Genomic DNA, 19,146 nt, shown 5'->3' on the forward strand with positions numbered 1-19,146 from the left:
AGAATTTCAAAATGGCAATCGTAGAAGTCAAAGTCCCCCAGCTGTCCGAATCCGTGGCCGAGGCCACGATGCTGGAGTGGAAGAAGAAGCCCGGCGAGGCCGTGGCCGTCGATGAGATCCTGATCGAGATCGAAACCGACAAGGTGGTGCTGGAAGTGCCCGCCCCTGCGGCCGGCGTGCTGGCGGAGATTCTGCAGCCCGACGGCGCCACCGTCGTGGCCGAGCAGCTCATCGCCCGGATCGATACCGAGGCCGTGGCCGGTGCAGCCGCGCCGGCCGCTGCTTCGGCGCCGGGCGCGGCCGCTCCTGCATCGGCCCCGGCGGCGGCTGCCGGCGCAGGCGGCGCCAAGGGCGACGTGGCCATGCCGGCCGCGGCCAAGATTTTGGCCGAGAACAAACTGTCGGCCTCCGACGTGCAGGGCTCGGGCAAGGACGGCCGCGTGACCAAGGGCGACGCGCTGGTCGCCGTGGCAGGCGGTGTGAAGTCCACGGCCGCCGTCATCCCCACCGGCGTGCCCACCAAGGCGCTGCCGCAGGTGGCAGCGCCGGCTTCTTCCAGGCAGGACCTGGGCGATCGCCCCGAGCAGCGCGTGCCCATGAGCCGGCTGCGCGCGCGCATCGCCGAGCGCCTGCTGCAGTCGCAGTCCACCAACGCCATCCTGACTACCTTCAACGAGGTGAACATGGCGCCGGTGATGGAGCTGCGCAAGAAGTTCCAGGACCAGTTCACCAAGGAGCACGGCGTCAAGCTCGGCTTCATGAGCTTCTTCGTGAAGGCAGCCGTGCATGCCCTGAAGAAGTTCCCGGTCATCAACGCCAGCGTGGACGGCAACGACATCGTCTATCACGGCTACTTCGACATCGGCATTGCCGTGGGTTCGCCGCGCGGCCTGGTGGTGCCCATCCTGCGCAATGCCGACCAGATGAGCTTTGCCGACATCGAAAAGAAGATCGCGGAATTCGGCAAGAAGGCCCAGGAAGGCAAGCTGGGCATCGAAGACATGAGCGGCGGCACGTTCTCGATCAGCAACGGCGGCACCTTCGGCTCGATGATGTCCACCCCCATCATCAACCCGCCGCAGTCGGCCATCCTGGGCGTGCATGCCACCAAGGACCGCGCCGTGGTCGAGAACGGCCAGGTCGTGGTGCGCCCGATGAACTACCTGGCCATGTCCTACGACCACCGCATCATCGACGGCCGCGAAGCCGTGCTGGGCCTGGTGGCCATGAAGGACGCGCTGGAAGACCCGTCGCGCCTCCTCTTCGACCTGTAAGGCGCACCGCACAGGGCGCTTGCATCTCTCGCAAACCCACCCTCGGCCCGGCCCAGTGGTGGGTTTTTCCTTTCAGACACACGATTTCGGCAAACACCATGAGCAAGCAATTCGACGTCATCGTCATCGGCGCCGGCCCCGGCGGCTACATCGCGGCCATCCGGGCGGCGCAACTGGGCATGCAGGTCGCCTGCATCGATGAGTGGAAGAACGACAAGGGTGGCCCGGCCCCTGGGGGCACCTGCACCAACGTGGGCTGCATCCCGTCCAAGGCGCTGCTGCAGTCGTCAGAGTACTTCGAGCATGCCAATAAGCACTTTGCAGACCACGGCATCACGGCCAAGGACGTGAAGATGGATGTGCAGAAGATGGTGGGCCGCAAGGACACCATCGTGCGCCAGAGCAACGACGGCATCCTGTACCTGTTCAAGAAGAACAAGGTCACGTTCTTCCACGGCCGCGGCGCGTTTTCCAAGACCGTGGAGGGCGGCTACGAGATCCAGGTCACCGGCGCCAGCAACGAAACGCTCACCGCCAGGCAGGTCATCATCGCCACCGGCTCCAACGCGCGTGCGCTGCCCGGCGCCGAGTTCGACGAGGAGACCATCCTGTCCAATGACGGCGCGCTGGCCCTGGGCAGCGTGCCCAGGACGCTGGGCGTCATCGGCTCGGGCGTCATCGGCCTGGAGATGGGCAGCGTCTGGCGCCGCCTGGGCGCGCAGGTCACCGTGCTGGAAGGCCTGCCCACCTTCCTGGGCGCGGTGGACGAGCAGATCGCCAAGGAGGCCAAGAAGGCCTTCGACAAGCAGGGGCTGAAGATCGAGCTGGGCGTGAAGATCAGCGAAGTCAAGAAGGGCAAGAAGGGCGTGAGCGTGGCCTATGCCAACGCCAAGGGCGAAGCCGTCACGCTGGAGGTGGACAAACTCATCGTCTCCATCGGCCGCGTGCCCAACACCATCGGCCTGAACCCCGATGCGGTGGGCCTGAAGCTGGACGAGCGCGGCGCCGTGGTGGTGGACGAGAACTGCCGGGCGAACCTGCCCGGCGTGTGGGCCGTGGGCGACGTGGTGCGCGGCCCCATGCTGGCGCACAAGGCCGAGGAAGAGGGCGTAGCCGTGGCCGAGCGCATCGCCGGCCAGCATGGGCATGTCAACTTCAACACCATCCCCTGGGTCATCTACACCAGCCCGGAGATCGCCTGGGTCGGGCGCACCGAGCAGCAGCTCAAGGCCGACGGCGTGAAATACAAGGCCGGCACCTTCCCCTTCATGGCCAACGGCCGCGCGCGCGCCCTGGGCGACACCACCGGCATGGTCAAGTTCCTGGCCGATGCCGAGACGGACGAGATCCTGGGCGTGCACATGGTCGGCCCCATGGTCAGCGAGCTGATCGCCGAGGCCGTGGTGGCCATGGAGTTCAAGGCCAGCAGCGAAGACATCGCCCGCATCTGCCACGCCCACCCGTCGCTGTCCGAATCCACCAAGGAAGCCGCCCTGGCGGTGGACAAGCGCACGCTCAACTTCTGATCGACGTTTTATAGTGAAAATGGCTGTCAACGCTTGTGTAGCAAGCGCTGGCAGCTATTGTTTTTGAAGCAAGGAAGACCGGTGAACGTCAGGCAGGCCTATGCGGCGGAGCTCGCCGCCAAGGGCTTCGAGAGCGACCCGGCGCAGCTGCGCGCCGTCGAGGCTCTGGAGCGCTGCGCACAGGAGTGGGGCGCCTATCGGCAGCGGCGCTCCAACGCGCTCAAGAAGCTGATCCACCACCCCAGCATTCCCAAGGGGGTGTACATGTACGGCGGCGTGGGGCGCGGCAAGAGCTTTCTGATGGACTGCTTCTTCAACGCCGTGCCCCTGAAGCGCAAGGTGCGCCTGCATTTCCACGAATTTATGCGCGAGGTGCACCGCGAGCTGGCCTCGCTGCAAGGCACGCAGAACCCGCTGGACGTGCTGGGCGCGCGCATCGCCAAGCGCTACAAGCTCATTTGCTTCGACGAGTTCCACGTCGCGGACATCACCGACGCCATGATCCTGCACCGCCTGCTGGCGGCGCTGTTCGACAACGATGTGGGTTTTGTCACCACCTCCAACTTCAAGCCCGACGAGCTGTACCCGGGCGGCTTGCACCGCGACCGCATCCTGCCGGCCATCGCGCTGCTGAACGAGCGCATGGAGGTGGTCAACGTGGACAACGGCACCGACTACCGCCGCCGCACCCTGGAAAACGCCAAGCTCTATCACTGCCCGCTGGGCGCCGAGGCGGACGCCGCGATGGCCGCGACCTTCGACCTGCTGGCCGAAGTGCACGACGAAGACCCGGTGCTGCACATCGAGGCGCGCGAGATCCGCGCGCTGCGCCGTGCGGGCGGGGTGGTGTGGTTCGACTTCCGCGAGCTGTGCATGGGCCCGCGCTCGCAAAACGATTACCTGGAGATCGCCTCGCAGTTCCATACCGTGCTGCTCTCCGGCGTGCCGCACATGCCTGTGAACATGGCGTCACCTGCGCGACGCTTCACCTGGCTGGTGGATGTGCTGTATGACCGGCGCGTCAAGCTCATCCTCTCGGCCGCCGTGCCGCCCGAGCAGCTCTACACCGAGGGGCCCCTGGTGCATGAATTCCCGCGTACCGTCTCGCGCCTGCAGGAGATGCAGTCCAAGGAATTCCTGGCCCTGGAGCGCCGGGTGGTGGACACCAGCCTGACCTGAGGAGCCTCCCCGCCATGACGACGCCCCTGTCTGCTCTTTGCCGCTGTGCCCTGGCCCTGGCGCTGGGCGGCCTGCTGTCGCCCGCCAGCGCGCAGGACGATCCGGCCGCGTCGGCGCAGCGCGATGCCCAGCGCACCCGCCTGCAGCAAGAGCGCCAGTCCATCGAGGCCCAGCTGGCCCGGCAAGAAGCAGCCTGCTACCGGCGCTTCGCCGTCGAGGACTGCCTGCGCCGTGCCCGGGCCGAGGCCCGCGAGCGGGACGCCATCCGCTGGCGCCAGGAGCTGGAGCTCAACGACGAGGAGCGGCGCGAGAAGGCCCAGCAGCGCCAGCGCTCCATCGACGAGCGCGAGCAGCTGCCGCGCCAGGCCGTCACGCCGGACGCCGGGCAGCCCGCTCGCAGCACGGCAGCCGATGCTGCACAGCGCGCGCAGCAGGCACGCGAGCGCGCCGGCCAGCAAAGCGGCCGCCAGACCGAGCATGCGGCACAGCGCGAGCGCCGTGCGCACGAGCAGGCCGAACAGGCAGCGCGCTCGCGTGAGCGCTTCGAAGAGCGGCAGGACAAGGCGCGCCAGCGCCGCGAGCAGCACGACCGCGAGCGCACCGAGGCCGAAGCGGCGGGGCGGCCCGCGCCCCGGCCGTTGCCTGCGCCGGACGCCGGCGCCGCGCAGTAAGGCCGGTGGCTGACGGCGTCAGCCCGTAGCGGCGCCGTGCAGCACCGCCGGGCGCGGCGGGGTCTTTTCTTCCACCAGCTGCTCGATGCGGACGATGGCCAGGGACAGGTTGTCGCCCCCGCCACCTGCACGGGCGCGCGCCTTTTCGATGAAAAACTCGGTGGCCTCGCGCGGCGTGAGTGACTGCAGCACGGCGGCAAATTCGGCGGGCGAAAAATAGTGCCAGACGCCGTCGCTGCAGGCCAGCAGCACGTCTCCGGGCTGCAGCTGCGGGATGAAGTGCGGCGTGGCGGGCGGGTCGGCCTCCGTGCCCAGGCAACCGACGAGGATGTTGGAGTGCGGATGCGTCAGCGCCTGCTCGTCGGTGATCTCGCCGCGATCCACCAGCGCCTGCACGTACGAATGGTCGCTGGTGCGGTGTACCAGCTGCCCGCCCCGGAAGTGATAGATGCGCGAGTCGCCCGCATGCACCCAGTGGCAGTCCCCGCGCGGGTTGATGACGAAGGCGGCAATGGTGCTGTGCGGCTCCTGCTCGGCGGAGATGGCCGTCAGGCGGATGACGATGTGCGACTCCTGCACGATGTGCTTGAGCAGCGCGCCAGCGTCGTCCGTGTCGGACGAATAGCGCTCAAACAGCTGGCGCGCGGTCAGCATGACCTGGTCGGAGGCCTTGCGCCCGCCGCTGCGCCCGCCCATGCCGTCGGCCACCACGCCCAGCACGCAGCCGTTGTGACGCTGGTGCACCAGCAGGGCCACCTGGTCCTGCTGGTACTCGCGGTCACCCCTGTGGAGGCCAGTGGCGGCGGTCAGGCGAAAGGGCTTGGTCATGGTGCTGCGCTAGGGCGAAAAAAATGGGGCCGGCTTCACCAGAACTTCCACCAGGGGTTGTCCTTGGCCCGAAAGCCCTTGCCCAGCAGCGTGGTCTGCGGGTAGCTGGCCAGCAGCACACGGCGCGTGTCGTCGCGCAGCTGCTCCATGCCCAGGGCGTCGTAGGAGCGCACCAGGATGTACAGCGCCTCTTCGGTGGCCGGCACGTCCTTGTAGTCGGCGATGGCGCTTTGCGCGCGGCTGACGGCGGCCACATAGGCGCCGCGCTCGAAGTAGTAGCGCGCCACGTGCACCTCGTACTGGGCCAGCGAATTGACGATGTAGGTCATGCGCAGGCGGGCGTCTGGCGTGTAGCGCGACTCGGGAAAGCGGGTGACCAGTTCGCGGAAGGACTCGAACGAGTCCTTGGCAGCCTTCTGGTCGCGTTCGGACAGGTCCTGGCGCGAGATCCAGGAGAACATGCCCAGGTTGTCGTTGAAGTTGACCAGGCCCTTCAGGTACAGGGCGTAGTCGTAGGCCGGGCTGGCAGGGTGCAGCTTCATGAAGCGGTCCAGCGTGGCAACCGCCTGGGCCTTCTCGCCGCCCTTGTACTGAGCGTAGGCCTTTTCCAGCTGGGCCTGCTGGGCCAGCGGCGTGCCGGCAGCGCGGCCCTCGAGCTTTTCCAGCAGCGGCACGGCCTTGTCATAGGCGCCGCCGTTGAGTTCGTCGCGCGCCTCGGAATAGATCTTGTCCGTGCTCCAGCCGGCGGTCTTGTCTTCGGTGGTGCTGGAGCACCCGCCCAGCAAGGCAGCGGTCAGCAGGGCAGGCAGCAGGAAGGGGGAAAAACGCGGCATGGCTGTGAGCGTGTGGATGGAAAGAGGAAGGAAAACCGGCGCGCCGCCCGGGCCCCGGCCCGGGGCAGCGCAACGGGCCATTGTATGTAACGGTGCCCCGCGCCGGACACGGGCATGAGGGCGTTTTTACAATGAGCAGATGTTTGTTCACCTGCGCCTGCATACCGAGTTCTCCGTCGTCGATGGCACCGTCCGCATCGGCGAGATCATCAAGGCGGCCGCCCGCGATGGCCAGCCGGCCCTGGCCATCGGCGACCTGAACAACCTGTTCGGTGCCATCAAGTTCTACCGGCAGGGGCGTGGCAAGGGCGTCAAGCCGCTGCTGGGCGCCGAGGTCACGCTGGAGGGCGAAGCCGGCCAGCCGGCCCCGCGCCTGCTGCTGCTGGTGCAGGGCAACCAGGGTTACCTGAACCTGTGCGAGCTGCTGGCGCGGGCCTGGACGCGCAACGTGGTGCGCAACCAGCCTGTGTGCACCTGGGAGAACCTGCAGGAGCTCAGCGGGGGACTGATCGCCCTGTCCGGCGCGCAGGCGGGGCCGGTGGGCCAGGCGCTGGTCAAGGGCAACGAGGACGGCGCCGAGGCCCTGGCGCGGCAGCTGGCGGCGCTCTTTCCCCAGCGCTTTTACATGGAGCTGCAGCGCGCCGGCCGCGCCGATGACGAGGCCCACGTCAGCGCCGCCGTGCAGCTGGCGGCGCGGCTGCAGCTGCCGGTGGTGGCGACGCACCCGATCCAGTTCACGCAGCCCGATGACTATGAAGCGCACGAGGCCCGGGTGTGCATCGCGGAGGGCGAGATCCTGGCCAATCCGCGGCGTGTGCGCCGCTTCACGCGCGAGCAGCATTTCAAGACCATGGCCCAGATGCAGGCGCTGTTTGCCGACGTGCCTTCGGCGCTGGCCAACAGCATGGAGATCGCGCGCCGCTGCAACCTGACACTGGTGCTGGACAAGCCCCAGCTGCCGGACTTCCCCACGCCGGGCGGCATGCCCATCGATGGCTACTTTCGCCAGGCCTCTTACGAGGGGCTGGAGGAACGCCTGGCGCAACTGTTCGCCGATGCAGCGCAGCGCGAGCGCGAGCGGCCACGCTACGTGCAGCGGCTGGAGTTCGAGCTGGACACCATCCTGAAGATGGGCTTTCCCGGCTACTTCCTGATCGTGGGCGACTTCATCCAGTGGGCCAAGGCCAACGGCTGCCCGGTGGGGCCGGGTCGGGGCTCGGGTGCCGGCTCGCTGGTGGCCTATGCACTGAAGATCACCGACCTGGACCCGCTGCAGTACAACCTGCTGTTCGAGCGCTTCCTGAACCCCGAGCGGGTCTCCATGCCCGACTTCGACATCGATTTCTGCCAGTCCAACCGCGACCGGGTCATCGAGTACGTCAAGGACAAGTACGGCAAGAACGCTGTCAGCCAGATCGCCACCTTCGGCACCATGGCCGCCAAGGCCGCCATCCGCGACGTGGGCCGCGTGATGGACATGAGCTACACCTTCTGCGACGTCATCTCCAAGCTGGTGCCCGGCAAGCCGGGGCAGACCTACACGCTGGCCTACCCGCCCGAGCAGAAACAGGAAGGCGACAAGAACAACTACGCCCTGGAGCTCGAGCCCCTGCTGTACGAGCGCGTGCGCAAGGAAGAAGACGTGCGCACCGTCATCGAGATGGCGCAAAAACTCGAAGGCATGACCCGCAACATCGGCATGCACGCCGGCGGCGTGCTGATCGCGCCGGGCAAGCTGACCGACTTCTGCCCGCTGTACCAGCAGCCCGGCAGCGAGTCGGCCGTGAGCCAGTACGACAAGGACGACGTGGAGGCCATCGGCCTGGTCAAGTTCGACTTTCTGGGCCTGGCGACGCTGACCATCCTGGAGATTGCGCGCGAGCTGATCAAGAAGCGGCACAAGGGCCAGGAAGACTTCGCCTTCGAGCGCGTGCCGCTGGACGACGCGCGCACCTACCGATTGTTCTCCGAAGGCAAGACCGAGGCCGTGTTCCAGTTTGAAAGCCGCGGCATGCAGGGCATGCTGAAGGAGGCCCGGCCCAGCCGGCTGGAAGACCTGATCGCCCTGAACGCCCTGTACCGCCCGGGGCCCATGGACCTGATCCCCAGCTTCGTGAACCGCAAGCACGGCAAGGAAGAGGTGCTCTATCCGCACCCGCTGGTCGAGCCGGTGCTGGCGGAGACCTACGGCATCATGGTCTACCAGGAGCAGGTCATGCAGACCGCCCAGGTGCTGGGCGGCTACAGCCTGGGCGGCGCTGACATGCTGCGCCGGGCGATGGGCAAGAAAAAGCCCGAGGAGATGGCCCAGCACCGCGAGATCTTCCGCAAGGGCGCAGCCGAGAAGGGCATCGGCCAGGCCCAGGCCGACGAAGTCTTCGACCTGATGGAGAAGTTCGCCGGCTATGGCTTCAACAAGTCCCATGCCGCCGCCTATTCGCTGCTGGCCTACCACACCGGCTGGCTGAAGGTGCACTACACGGCCGAGTTCTACTGCGCCAACATGACCGTGGAAATGGATGACACGGACAAGCTCAAGGTGCTGTACGAGGACGCCGTCAAGCACTTCGGCATCACCTTCGAGCCGCCGGACGTGAACCGCGGCAGCTACCGCTTCGAGCCGGTGACGGACAGGGTCATCCGCTACGGCCTGGGCGCCGTCAAGGGCACGGGCCAGGCAGCCATCGAGGCCATCGTCGCCGCGCGCGAGGGGCAGGGCGTGGGCCCGCAGGGCGGCACCTGCGGCCCGTTCGCCAGCCTGTTCGACTTTTGCGTGCGCGTGGACCGCACCCGCATCAACAAGCGCACCGTGGAGGCGCTCATCAAGGCCGGTGCCTTCGACCGGCTGCACGGCGACCGCGCCATGCTGGCCGCGTCCATCGACCGGGCGTTCGAATTCGCCAATGCCCAGCTGGCCAACGCCAACCAGGGCGGCCTGTTCGACATGATGGGCGAGGACGCCATCGGCTCCAGCACCCAGGAGCCGGCTTTGGTGCAGGTGCCCGGGTGGGGCATCAAGGAGCGCCTGACGCAGGAGAAGACGGCCATCGGCTTTTACCTGTCAGGCCACCTGTTCGACGAGGTCGAGGACGAGGTCCGCCGCTTCGTGCGCACGCCGATCGCCGAGCTGGCCGACAGCCGCGAGCCGCAGGTCATGGCCGGCATCGTCAGCGACTGCCGCGTCATCAACGGCCAGCGCGGCAAGCTGGCGCTGTTCAAGCTGGACGACAAATCGGGCGCCATCGAGGCCTCGGCCGACGAATCCGTGATTGCCGCCGCCGGCACCCTGCTGCGCGACGACGAGTTCGTGGTGCTGTCCGGGCGCCTGCAGCTGGACCACTTTAGCGGCGGCCTGCGCCTGAAGGTGCAGCAGGTCTGGAGCCTGGCGGACGCGCGAGCGCGCTTTGGCAAATACCTGCACGTGAGCAGCGCCCAGCGCCCCGACGTAGCGGCCATCGTGCGCGAGTTCCCGCCCAAGCGCGAGCACACCGAGCATGGCGAGGATCTGCTGCACGGACTGCGCGTGCGCCTCGCGGTGCACTGCGAGGCGGAGGACGCCGCCGCGCTGGCCGAGCTGCAGTTGGGCGAGGACAGTCGCTTCTTTCCGTGCGACGCGGCCCTGGCCGCCTGGAATGCCCAGGCGGGTGGGGGCGCGAACGTGGTGTACGAGCTGGGCTGAAAACGCTTGAAAAGCGCTATGGTGGCGCCAATTGTCGTGAGACCGCGCGTCAGTGCGGCTCGATAGAATGAATTTCATGGCAACCCAACCCCCCCCGCAGGCACCCACGCGGCCGCTGGCCCCGTCCCGGGATGACGGCGGCGCAGCCGTGCTGGAGCGCCAGCCCCTGAAAACGCAGCCGCCCCAGATGCACCAGGTGGTCATGCTCAATGACGACTACACCCCGATGGAGTTCGTGGTCGTGGTGCTGCAGGAATTCTTCAGCAAGGACAGGGAGGCGGCCACGCAGATCATGCTCAGGATCCATCTGGACGGCAAAGGCGTGTGCGGCGTGTTCACACGCGACGTGGCGGCCACCAAGGTCAGCCAGGTGCTGGATGCCGCCCGCGAGGCCGGCCACCCCCTGCAATGCCTGAGTGAACCTGTTGAATAAAAGGCCATTGCTCCCGATCTACAGTCAATTCGCAACACGCAAGCACAAAGGAGTTCGCACATGATTGCCCAGGAACTGGAAGTCAGCTTGCACATGGCTTTCGTCGAGGCCCGCCAGCAGCGCCACGAGTTCATCACCGTGGAGCACCTGCTGCTGGCGCTGCTGGATAACCCCAGCGCAGCCGAGGTGCTGCGCGCCTGCGCAGCCAACCTTGATGACCTGCGCGCATCGCTGAGTCATTTCATCAAGGACAACACGCCCCAGGTGGCTGGCTCCGACGAGGTGGACACCCAGCCGACGCTGGGTTTCCAGCGCGTCATCCAGCGCGCCATCATGCACGTGCAGTCCACCGGCAACGGCAAGAAGGAAGTCACCGGCGCCAACGTGCTGGTGGCCATCTACGGCGAGAAGGATTCGCACGCCGTCTATTACCTGCACCAGCAGGGCGTCACGCGCCTGGATGTGGTGAATTTCATCGCCCACGGCATCCGCAAGGGCGAGGCGCAGGAGCCCACCAAGCCCGAGGCGCAGGCCGAGGCCGAGGAGGGTGCGCAGGGCGAGCGCAGCGAAAAGGCCTCGCCGCTGGAGCAGTACACGCAAAACCTGAACCAGGCGGCCAAGGACGGCAAGATCGACCCGCTGATCGGCCGCAACTACGAGGTCGAGCGCACCATTCAGATCCTGTGTCGCCGGCGCAAGAACAACCCGCTCCTGGTGGGCGAGGCGGGCGTGGGCAAGACGGCGATCGCCGAGGGCCTGGCCTGGCGCATCACCCAGGGCGACGTGCCGGAGATCCTGGCCGAGGCCACGGTGTACTCGCTGGACATGGGCGCACTGCTGGCAGGCACCAAGTACCGCGGCGACTTCGAGCAGCGCTTGAAGGGCGTGCTCAAGAGTCTCAAGGACAAGCCCAACGCCATCCTGTTCATCGACGAGATCCACACGCTGATCGGCGCCGGCGCCGCTTCGGGCGGCACGCTGGACGCGAGCAACCTGCTCAAGCCCGCGCTGTCCTCGGGCCAGCTCAAGTGCATCGGCGCGACCACCTTTACCGAGTACCGCGGCATCTTCGAGAAGGACGCGGCGCTGTCGCGGCGCTTCCAGAAGGTGGACGTGGTCGAGCCCACGGTGCAGGAGACCATTGACATCCTGAAGGGCCTCAAGAGCCGCTTCGAGGAGCACCACAGCGTGAAGTACGCGGCGGCCGCGCTGCAGGCTGCGGCCGAGCTGTCCGCCAAGTACATCAACGACCGGCACCTGCCCGACAAGGCGATCGACGTGATCGACGAGGCCGGAGCGGCCCAGCGCATCCTGGTGCCGTCCAAGCGCAAGAAGACCATTGGCAAGACCGAGATCGAGGAGATCGTCGCGAAGATCGCCCGCATCCCGCCCGCCAACGTCAGCAACGACGACCGCAGCAAGCTGCAGACGCTGGAGCGTGACCTGAAGAGCGTGGTGTTCGGCCAGGACAAGGCGCTGGAGGTGCTGGCCGCCAGCGTGAAGATGGCGCGCTCGGGGCTGGGCAAGGGCGACAAGCCGATCGGTGCGTTCCTTTTCAGCGGCCCCACGGGCGTGGGCAAGACCGAGGCTGCCAAGCAGCTGGCCTACATCATGGGAGTGGACCTGATCCGCTTCGACATGTCGGAGTACATGGAGCGCCACGCCGTGAGCCGCCTGATCGGCGCGCCCCCGGGCTACGTGGGCTTTGACCAGGGCGGGCTGCTGACCGAGGCCGTCACGAAGAAGCCGCACTCGGTGCTGCTGCTCGACGAGATCGAGAAGGCACACCCGGACATCTTCAACGTGCTGCTGCAGGTCATGGACCATGGCACGCTGACGGACAACAACGGGCGCAAGGCCGATTTTCGCAACGTCATCCTCATCATGACGACGAACGCGGGCGCCGAGACCATGAACAAGTCCGCGATGGGCTTCACCAACGCCCGCCAGGCCGGCGACGAGATGGTGGACATCAAGCGGCTGTTCACGCCGGAGTTTCGCAACCGCCTGGACGCGATCGTGAGCTTCAAGGCGCTCGACGAGCAGATCATCCTGCGCGTGGTGGACAAGTTCCTGCTGCAGCTGGAGCAGCAACTGGCCGAGAAGAAGGTGGAAGTGACCTTCACCGACCCGCTGCGCAAGCACCTGGCCAAGAAGGGGTTCGACCCGTTGATGGGCGCGCGGCCGATGCAGCGCCTGATCCAGGACATGATCCGCAAGGCGCTGGCCGACGAGCTGCTGTTCGGCCGCCTCACCGACGGTGGCCGGCTGGAGGTGGGCATCGAGGCGGGCATGGACGACAAGGGTGCCGAGACCGCCGAGGTCAAGCTGGACATCCAGCCCCTGCCCAAGCGCGAGCGGGGCGCCAAGTCCGAGCCGGCCGAGCCGGAAGAGGCCACGGCCGACTGAGTGCCGGCATCCGGGCCAGCAAAAAGCCGCAGCAATTGCTGCGGCTTTTTTATGGGTCAAATCGGCCTCCAGCGCTTATAGGACAAGCGCCAGTAGCTATTAAAATTGGAGTGAACCGATCAGGGTTGCCTTTGCACGGCATCCGCTGCCCGGGCCCGCTGCCGTCGCTGCCACAGCCACCAGGCTAGCAAGCCCAGCAAGAGCGGCACCAGCCACAGGCGCAGCGCCACCAGCCACAGGGTAATGTCTGCCTTGCGCGAGGCGCGGCTGAAGACATCCACCAACCCCAGCAGCGCGAAGCCGCTGGCAAGGACAAAGCCCTGCAGGGTCAGCAGCAGCGCCCACCCGCCTCCGGGTTGCGGCCTGGGCGCTCGCTGCGCCGCTCGTTCTCGACTGGAGCGCCATGCTGTGACCAGCAGCGCTCCCAGCAGCAGCGCGGGCAGGGCATTGAGGGCGATCAACCTCCACGGGCCGCCGCAGCCATTGCCCAGCACGAAATTCCCGACGGCCAGTGGAACGGCTGCCACGCAGAGCGCCAATACCAGCACCAGCGCCCGGCCCACGCGGCGTCGGGGTGAGCCATCGGTCCACCAGCCCAGCAGCACCGGCGCGGCTGCCATGGCCAGCAAGCTGGCGCCGGTCACGGCCAGAAAGGCGGCGTTGGCGCCCTCCGTCCAGCCGGCTGTGCAGCTGCGCGGGCCTGCCAGCACCTGGATCGGCGCGGCAGCGCAGGCGCCGGCAATCCACCAGCCCGCTCGGCCCGGCGCGTCCGCTCGGTGCGGGGGCTTCATGGCGCCAGACTCATGGCGCCACCTGCTGCAGCAGCTCCCGTGTGGCAAAGCCGTCGGCCGGCAGGCCCAGGCTTTGCTGCAGCCGGCGCACCCCGGCGCGCGTGGCCGGGCCCAGCACGCCGTCGGCGCTGCCGGCGTCCAGCCCGCGCGCATTCAGCGCTTCCTGCAAGGTGGTGATCTCGGCGCGCGTCAGCGGCTTGATGTCGCGCGGCCAGGGCGCTTGCAGGCCGGCGTTGCCGTCGATCTGCCGTGCCAGCAGGGCCACGGCCAGGGCGTAGTTGACCGAGTTGTTGTAGCGCAGCAGCGCGCGAAAGTTCGGCCCGACCAGCACGGCCGGCCCGCGCGCGCCGGCCGGCGTGAGGATGGAGGCGCCCTCCAGCGGCGGCAGCGGCGCATCGCCCATGCCGTGCACGCCTTCCGCCGCCCAAGCGGCGCTGGACTGGCGCACGGTGAGCTCCGTCCGCGCATAGTCAAAACCCGCAGGCAGGCGCACTTCGGCGCCCCAGGGCTGGCCGCGCTGCCAGCCCGAGTGCGACAGGAAGTTGGCCGTGGAGGCGGCCACGTCCGGCACGCTGGCCCAGATGTCGCGCCGGCCGTCGCCGTCGGCATCGACCGCGTGCGCCAGGAACACCGAGGGCAGGAACTGCGTATGCCCCATCGCGCCGGCCCATGAGCCGATCAGCGCGCTGGCAGCGATCTCACCCTGATCCACGATGCGCAGCGCAGCCATCAGCTCGCCACGCGCCCACTCGCGCCGCCGCCCGTCATAGGCCAGGGTGGCCAGCGCATCGATGGCAGAAAAGCTGCCGAAGTTGCGGCCATAGTTGCTCTCCATGCCCCAGATGGCCGTGATGACGCTGGCCGGCACGCCGTAGCGGGCAGCAGCCGCGTCCAGCGCCGCGGCGTGGGCGCGGTACTGCTCGCGGCCCTGCGCCACGCGCTGCGGCGAGACGGCGCTGTCCAGGTAGGCCCAGGGCGTGCGGGTGAATTCGGGCTGAGCGCGGTCGAGCTGCACCACCTGCGGCAGCCAGCGCGCCCGGCCCAGCGTGGCCTGCACGGTGGCCGCGCTGATGCCGGCGTCCAGCGCCTCGCGCGAAAAGCCCTGCACCCAGGCCTGAAAGCCCGCCGCGTCCTGGGGCTGGCTGGGGGACTGTGCGTGGGCTGGGGGCGGTGCCGGGGCGGCCACGCGCTGCGGCGCGGGCGCCGCGGCCGCAGCAGGGGCAGGAACAGGGGCAGGAGAAGGCGGCACCACCCGCGGCGCAGGCGCAGGCTGAGCGGCCGGTGCCGCCACCACGGGGGTGGGCGACGTGCTGGCGCAGCCGGCCAGCGCGGCCATGGCGGCCAGGGCGGTAGGGGCAAGAAAGCGAGGAGAGCGCATACGGCCCATTGTGCCGGCGCCGCCGCGGGCAGCCATGCATACTTGCCGCTTTGCGCTGCCGCGCAACCGTTTCTGGCCGCCTTCCTTCCTCCATGCACACCTTCCTCTGGCACGACTACGAGACTTTCGGCGCCGACCCGCGCCGCGACCGCCCGGCGCAGTTCGCTGCCATACGCACCGATGCCGAGCTCAATGAGATCGGCGAGCCTCTGATGCTGTACTGCAAGCCGGCGCTGGACTACCTGCCCCAGCCCCAGGCCTGCCTGATCACCGGCATCACCCCGCAGCTATGCCTGGAGCGCGGCGTACCCGAGCCTGAATTCGCCGCCCGCATCGAAGCCGAGCTGGCCCTGGCCGGCACCATCGGCGTGGGCTACAACACCATTCGCTTCGACGACGAGGTGACGCGCTTCATGTTCTGGCGCAACCTGATGGACCCCTATGCCCGCGAGTGGCAGAACCAGTGCGGCCGCTGGGACCTGCTGGACGTCGTGCGCCTGGCCTACGCCCTGCGCCCTCAGGGAATCACCTGGCCCACGGCGGCCGACGGCAAGCCGAGCTTTCGCCTGGAGCACCTGACGCGCGCCAATGGCCTGGTGCACGAGGCGGCGCACGACGCGCTGTCGGACGTGCGCGCCACCATCGCCCTGGCCCGCCTGCTGCGCCAGCACCACCCGCGCCTGTTCGACTTTGCCCTGTCCCTGCACAAGAAGGAACGCGTGGCCGCCGAGCTGCGCCTGCCCGCAAGCCAGCAGACGGCGCGGCCTTTCCTGCACGTCTCGGGCATGTTCGGCACCGACCGCGGCTGCCTGGCCGTGATGTGGCCGCTGGCCAGCCACCCCTCCAACAAGAACGAGCTGCTGGCCTGGGACCTGGGGCACGACCCCGCCGAGCTGGCCGATCTGTCCGTGCAGGACATCCGCCTGCGCCTGTTCACCCGGGCCGCCGACCTGCCCGAGGGCGTAGCGCGCCTGCCGATCAAGTCGGTGCATCTGAACAAGTCGCCCATGGTGGTGGGCAATCTGAGCACCCTCACGCCGCAACAGGCCGAGCGCTGGGGCATCGACCTGGAGCAGGCCGCACGCCACGCCGAAGCGGCGCGAGCGCTGCCCGACCTGAGCGCCACCTGGGCAGCGGTGTTCGAACGCCCGGCCGAAGAAGCGCCCGACGTGGACCACGGCCTGTACGGCGGCTTCGTCGGCAACGAAGACCGGCGCCGCCTGGCGCAGCTGCGCACGCTGGCGCCCGAGGAGCTGGCCCATGCCCGCCCCGGCTTCGACGACCCGCGGCTGGACGAGCTGCTGTGGCGCTACCGCGCGCGCAACCACGGGCACACGCTCAGCGACGAGGAGCAGGCCCGCTGGCAGGCGCACCGCGCCGCCGTGCTGCTGGAGGGCCAGGGCGGCGGGCTGACCTTCGACGCGCTGTTCGAGCAGCTGGATACCTTGGGCGAGCTGGCTGACGAGCGCGGCGAGGCCATCCTGGGCGCGCTCTACGACTGGGCCGAGGCGCTGGCGCCGGAAGTGGTGTAACGCCGGCCTGCCTTGGCTGACGCCGCATCGCCGCTTGGCCTACAGCAGCGGCGCTGGCGCCCGGCGGACAATGCGCCGTCACCTATTTCGCACGAGGACGATGCATGCCCCTGAGCGAGGCTTCACGCCCGCGCCCCGCGCCCACGCTGAAGGCGGCCGGCACGCAGCGCCCCGCCAGCACGCTGGATGCGCTGGTGCCCAGCCTGCGCTTCATGGCCGGCCTGGTCATTGCGGCGCTGGTCATCACCGGGCTGTATGCCGGGCGCACCATCCTGGTGCCGCTGGCGCTGGCCTTTTTGCTCAGCTTCGTGCTCGACCCGCTGGTGCTGCGCCTCAAGCGCCTGGGCCTGCCGCGGCTGCCGGCGGTGATCCTGGTCGTGCTGACCACGCTGTCCGTGCTGGGTGTGGGCGCGCTTTTCATTGGCAACGAGGCGCGCCAGCTCAGCGAACAGCTGCCCTCCTACCAGACCACCATCCGCAACAAGCTGCGCGGCCTGGCCCGCGAGCTGCGCGCGCCCGGGATGTTCGATGGCGCCAAGCGCACGCTCGACCTGGTGCAAAGCGAAGTCGAGGCGGCGACGCCCAAGCCGGCACCAGGGAGCGCGGGGCGCGGGCGCGCGGCCAGTGTGCAAAAGGTGGAAGTTCAGCCGCCCGTCCTGTCGCCCGCGCAGCAGGCCATGGCGGCAGTCAACGCGCTCAGCCGCCCCCTCACCGACGCCGGCCTGGTGCTGGTGTTCGTGGTCTTCATCCTGCTGGACCGGGTGGACCTGCGCGACCGGCTGCTGCGCCTGTGGGGCGCCAACCTGCACGGCGCCACCGACGCCATGGACGAGGCGGGCGACCGCATCACCCGCTACCTGACCATGCAGCTGCTGGTCAACGTCAGCTACGGCATTCCCATGGCCGTGGGCCTGTGGCTGATCGGCGTGCCGGGGGCCTTTTTGTGGGGGGCGCTGGCCGGGCTGATGCGCTTTGTGCCCTACGTGGGGGCCTTCGTGGCGGCGGCCTTTCCGCTCACGCTGGCCTTTGCCGTACACCCGGGCTGGAGCCTGGTGCTGTGGACGCTGGGCCTGATCATCACGCTGGAGCTGATCAGCAACAACGTCATCGAGCCCTGGCTGTACGGCGCCAGCACCGGGCTGTCGGTGCTGTCGCTGATCGTGGCCGCCACCTTCTGGGCTGCGCTGTGGGGGCCGGTGGGGCTGATCATGTCCACGCCGCTGACCGTGTGCCTGCTGGTCATTGGCCGCTACCTGCCGCAGCTGGCGTTTCTGGACGTGCTGCTGGGCAGCCAGCCGGCGCTGGATGAGCCCACGCGCATCTACCAGCGCCTGCTGGCCGGCGATGCGGACGAGGCCATCGAGCTGAGCGTGCGCCAGATCGAGGCGAACAAGGGATCGGTGGCCGCCTTCTACGGCCAGGTGGCCGTGCCGGTGCTGCGCATGGCCGCGGGCGACCACGCCCGCGTGGCCACGCCCGAGCACCGCCTGCGCCTGATCGAGGGCATGGACGCCGTGCTGGACGACCTGCAGGCCCAGTACCCGCCCGCGCCGGCTGCGGCGCAGGCCGCGCCCGCGGACCCCGTGCTGTGCATGGGCGGGCAGTGGGAGGTGGACCAGCTGGGCGCGCGCATGCTGGCCCATGCGCTGCAGCTGCAGGGCTGCCCGGTGGCCACCCACGCACGGGCCGCCGCCGCCGTGGCGGCTCAGGCGCCGGACGACACGCCGCAGGCCGATGCTCCGCAGGTGGTGTGCGTGGTGTGGCTGCTGCCCGAGCCAGCGGCGCTGGCGCGGCAGGTGTGCCGGCGCCTGCGCCGGCGCTGGCCTGGGGTGCAGATCATGCTGGCCCTGTGGGGCGAGGCCGCCGAGAGCCCCGAGGGCGTGGCCAGCCCGCTGCCCGAGGAGCTGCCCGCCCGCTACGGCGCCGACGCGGTGAGCCTGTCGCTGGCCGAGACGCTGGCCAGCGCCGTTCAGCTGCACGGCGCGCCGGTGGGCGAGACGTTCGAGTCCGCGCCCACCCCGCCCAACGAGGACGAGCGCCTGCAGGCCCTGCAAGCCAGCGGCGTGCAGACCAGCCAGGCGCTGCGCCAGCTGTGCCAGCACGCGGCCGCGCGGGCCGCTGACATCTTCGACATGCCGCTGGCCATGGTGTCGCTGGTGGGGCGTGACGAACAGGCGCCCCTGTGCCTGCACGGCCGTCTGCCGCCGCCGGCCGCCGACGAGGCCTCGCCGCACCCCGGCGATCCGCTGCCGCGGGCGCTGTCGCTGTGCGCGCACGTGGTGGCGTCGGGCCATTCGCTGGTGGTGCACGACATCGCGCGCGACGCGCGCTTTGCCGGCAACCCGGCGCTGCGTGCAAGGCGCCTGCGCTTTTACGCAGGCGTGCCGCTGCGCGATGCCAAGGGCTTCGCGCTGGGCACGCTGTGCCTGCTGGACACGCGCCCGCGCCTGTTCGATACGCGCGAAAAGCGCCTGCTGCAGGCCATGGCCGACGATCTCATGGCCAGCTGGCAGGGCGCGCCGGTGGCGCAGGGCGCACCTGAGTCGCAGGAGGCGTCGGCCACCGTGGGGCAGATCGTGCCGCAGTAGCGGCCGGCGGCGCCCTCGGCCGCGG

At 68.8% G+C, this 19,146-nt stretch carries 13 protein-coding genes; 9 read left to right on the top strand and 4 right to left on the bottom strand.

All coding sequences use genetic code 11. The features are described from left to right. The first annotated feature begins 11 nt into the window (after positions 1 to 11). The 4 genes from odhB (at position 12) to C7H73_RS08485 (ending at position 4,650) form a co-directional block, all read left to right on the top strand. Positions 12 to 1,274, top strand: coding sequence for a 2-oxoglutarate dehydrogenase complex dihydrolipoyllysine-residue succinyltransferase (odhB, locus tag C7H73_RS08470; RefSeq protein ID WP_106846236.1), 1,263 nt, complete (start codon positions 12 to 14; stop codon positions 1,272 to 1,274). Positions 1,275 to 1,372: 98 nt separating this feature from the next. Continuing rightward, a complete protein-coding gene (lpdA, locus tag C7H73_RS08475) occupies positions 1,373 to 2,800 on the top strand; it encodes a dihydrolipoyl dehydrogenase (RefSeq protein ID WP_106846237.1) in 1,428 nt (475 codons plus the stop codon). An 81-nt stretch (positions 2,801 to 2,881) separates the two neighbouring features. Further along, on the top strand, positions 2,882 to 3,979 hold the full coding sequence (zapE, locus tag C7H73_RS08480) for a cell division protein ZapE (protein ID WP_106846238.1): 1,098 nt from the start codon (positions 2,882 to 2,884) through the stop codon (positions 3,977 to 3,979). Positions 3,980 to 3,993: 14 nt separating this feature from the next. Further along, positions 3,994 to 4,650, top strand: a complete 657-nt coding sequence (locus tag C7H73_RS08485) for a hypothetical protein (RefSeq protein ID WP_106846239.1) — start codon at positions 3,994 to 3,996, stop codon at positions 4,648 to 4,650. 18 nt (positions 4,651 to 4,668) lie between these two features. Here the strand turns inward: C7H73_RS08485 and C7H73_RS08490 are convergent, their stop codons facing one another. Further along, a complete protein-coding gene (locus C7H73_RS08490) occupies positions 4,669 to 5,478 on the bottom strand; it encodes a PP2C family protein-serine/threonine phosphatase (protein WP_106846240.1) in 810 nt (269 codons plus the stop codon). A gap of 35 nt (positions 5,479 to 5,513) precedes the next feature. Then, entirely contained in the window at positions 5,514 to 6,311 is a 798-nt protein-coding gene (locus C7H73_RS08495) for an outer membrane protein assembly factor BamD (RefSeq protein WP_106846241.1), read from the bottom strand. Between the two features lie 139 nt (positions 6,312 to 6,450). Here C7H73_RS08495 and dnaE point away from each other — a divergent pair, with 139 nt between their 5' ends. From dnaE to clpA, 3 genes are all read left to right on the top strand, one after another. Next, entirely contained in the window at positions 6,451 to 9,990 is a 3,540-nt protein-coding gene (gene dnaE / locus C7H73_RS08500; RefSeq protein WP_106846242.1) for a DNA polymerase III subunit alpha, read from the top strand. Positions 9,991 to 10,057: 67 nt separating this feature from the next. Continuing rightward, the gene (clpS, locus tag C7H73_RS08505; protein ID WP_106846243.1) at positions 10,058 to 10,423 is read left to right on the top strand and encodes an ATP-dependent Clp protease adapter ClpS; all 366 of its coding nucleotides are present in this window, start codon (positions 10,058 to 10,060) and stop codon (positions 10,421 to 10,423) included. 60 nt (positions 10,424 to 10,483) lie between these two features. Beyond that, a complete protein-coding gene (gene clpA / locus C7H73_RS08510; protein WP_106846244.1) occupies positions 10,484 to 12,832 on the top strand; it encodes an ATP-dependent Clp protease ATP-binding subunit ClpA in 2,349 nt (782 codons plus the stop codon). Between the two features lie 119 nt (positions 12,833 to 12,951). Here the strand turns inward: clpA and C7H73_RS08515 are convergent, their stop codons facing one another. Together C7H73_RS08515 and C7H73_RS08520 are read right to left on the bottom strand one after the other, a co-directional pair. Next, the gene (locus C7H73_RS08515) at positions 12,952 to 13,623 is read right to left on the bottom strand and encodes a hypothetical protein (RefSeq protein ID WP_157948333.1); all 672 of its coding nucleotides are present in this window, start codon (positions 13,621 to 13,623) and stop codon (positions 12,952 to 12,954) included. A gap of 10 nt (positions 13,624 to 13,633) precedes the next feature. Then, complete coding sequence (locus C7H73_RS08520) at positions 13,634 to 15,001, bottom strand: lytic murein transglycosylase (RefSeq protein WP_227001311.1); 1,368 nt, start codon at positions 14,999 to 15,001, stop codon at positions 13,634 to 13,636. A 92-nt stretch (positions 15,002 to 15,093) separates the two neighbouring features. On the opposite strand from C7H73_RS08520, the gene sbcB reads away from it, so the two are divergent. Continuing rightward, entirely contained in the window at positions 15,094 to 16,533 is a 1,440-nt protein-coding gene (gene sbcB / locus C7H73_RS08525) for an exodeoxyribonuclease I (protein WP_106846247.1), read from the top strand. Positions 16,534 to 16,637: 104 nt separating this feature from the next. Next, positions 16,638 to 19,121 carry an AI-2E family transporter gene (locus tag C7H73_RS08530; protein WP_106846248.1) on the top strand — a complete coding sequence of 828 codons (2,484 nt, stop codon included), beginning with the start codon at positions 16,638 to 16,640 and terminating at the stop codon, positions 19,119 to 19,121. The last annotated feature ends 25 nt before the right edge of the window (positions 19,122 to 19,146 follow it).

Origin of the sequence: Pulveribacter suum, assembly GCF_003013695.1 — a bacterium.
GTDB classification, from domain to species: Bacteria; Pseudomonadota; Gammaproteobacteria; order Burkholderiales; family Burkholderiaceae_C; genus Melaminivora; species Melaminivora suum.